The organism is Streptomyces sp. NPDC005195 (genome assembly GCF_040608315.1).
Classification (GTDB): domain Bacteria; phylum Actinomycetota; class Actinomycetes; order Streptomycetales; family Streptomycetaceae; genus Streptomyces; species Streptomyces kaempferi.
In genome coordinates, this window is the sequence record NZ_JBEXHZ010000289.1 from 1 (window position 1) to 1856 (window position 1856).

The window sequence follows — 1856 nt, forward strand, 5'->3', positions numbered from 1 at the left end:
GGCGCCCCGTAGTCCTGCACGTACATCGCGAACCGGTCGACACCCAGCTGTTCGAGCAGGTCGGAGGTGACCTGGGTGAGGGCCTCGAAGGTGTAGGGGAATTCCTGCGGGGAGGGCATCGCCGACTGGCCGAAGCCGATGTGGTCGGGGGCGATGACGTGATAGCGGTCGGCGAGCGCCGGAATCAGGTGGCGGAACATGTGCGAGCTGGTCGGGAAGCCGTGCAACAGGACCAGGGTCGGCGCCTGCGGGTCGCCGGCTTCCCGGTAGAAGACCTCGAGGCCACGGACGGTGGCGGTGCGGTGATGGACTACGGAAGTCATCTCTCTAACCTCTCACTTCACCTTTAAGGGTTACGCGATCAGTCGACCACGCTCGCTCTAACCTGTCAATACACTTTTACTGGTTAGATCGACGCGGGTCCGCCCTCCGGGGCCGGAGCGAGCCGGGCACTCACCTCAAGCGTCCGCCCCCGAGCGGCCCCGGGCCACCGAGCCGGTACGACCGCGGCCGACGAACTAAAATCGGCCATGGCACAAGAAGAGCCACAGGGGAGTTGCCCTCCCGGCCGGCCACCCACGCAGGAGTACCGCAATGGCGACGCTGCTGTCCGTGAACGTAGGGAAACCCAAGGACGTCCCGTGGCAGGGAAGGACCGTTCACACGGGCGCGTGGAAGGCACCCGTGCACGGCCGCCGGATGGTGCGGCAGCTGAACATCGACGGAGACGGCCAGGGCGATCTGGCGGGACACGGGGGCGAGATCCGGGCGGTCCTCGTCTACCAGCTGCAGTCCTACCGGTACTGGGAGAACGAGCTGAACCGCCGGGACCTCACCCCCGGCAGCTTCGGGGAGAACTTCACCGTCGACGGCCTCCCCGACGACGAGGTGTGCATCGGCGACCGCTACCGCATCGGCGAGGCGGAGTTCGAGGTCACCCAGCCCCGCGTCACCTGCTACCGCGTGGGGATGCGGCTGGGCGAACCCGCCATGGCCGCCCTCCTGGTCGCCCACCACCGTCCCGGCTTCTACCTGCGCGTCATCACCGAGGGACATGTGCGGGCCGGCGATGACATCACCCGCACCCGGCAGGGCCCCGAAGCACTCAGCGTCGCCGACACCGACGCGCTGCTCTACCTCCCCGACCGTGATCCCGCGAAGCTGCGCAAGGCGCTGAGCATCCCCGCCCTGAGCCCCGGATGGCAGCAGTCGTTCCGTGAACTCGCGCGGGGCGAGCCACCGAGACAGGAAACCGGATGGCCCGGCTTCAGGCCCTTGCGCGTGGCCCGCCTCGTCCCCGAGACCCCCACCGTCACGTCGATCCACCTCGACACCACCGACGGCACACCGCTGCCCGAGGCCCTGCCCGGTCAGTATCTGTCCCTCCGGGTCACCACGGGGAGGGACGCCCCCGCCGTACGGAGTTACTCGCTCTCGTCGGCGCCGGGCGCCGGCACCTACCGCATCAGCGTGAAACGCGAGCCCCACGGCCAGGTCAGCGGCTACCTCCACGCCTGTCTGCGCCCCGGTGACCTGGTGGACATCGCGAGCCCTCGCGGAACGTTCGTCCTCGAGGAGGACACCGGCCCGGTCGTCCTCGTCTCCGCGGGGATCGGCGCCACCCCCATGCTGGCGATGCTCCACCGGCTCGCCGCGACCCGGGACCCCCGCCCGGTGTGGTGGATCCACACAGCCCGCGACCACACGCAGCATGTCTTCGCGGCCGAGACCCGGGCGCTGCTGGCCCGGCTCCCCCACGGCCGCGCGTACATCTCCTACACCGCGGCCGACGACGTCACCCGGCTTGACGGTGAGGCCCACATCCGCCATGGGCGTCTGACCGCCCGATCGCTGGC

Annotated in this window: 2 protein-coding genes; one reads left to right on the plus strand and one right to left on the minus strand. The window is 69.7% G+C overall.

Translation table 11 applies throughout. From position 1 onward, the window contains the following. Positions 1-323 (minus strand): alpha/beta fold hydrolase (locus ABZV34_RS39030; protein ID WP_356287910.1); only part of this gene is annotated, 323 nt, incomplete at its 3' end. A 271-nt stretch (positions 324-594) separates the two neighbouring features. Here ABZV34_RS39030 and ABZV34_RS39035 point away from each other — a divergent pair. After that, positions 595-1856, plus strand: a 1262-nt coding sequence (locus tag ABZV34_RS39035) for an MOSC domain-containing protein (RefSeq protein ID WP_356287913.1), incomplete at its 3' end; no start/stop codon positions are given.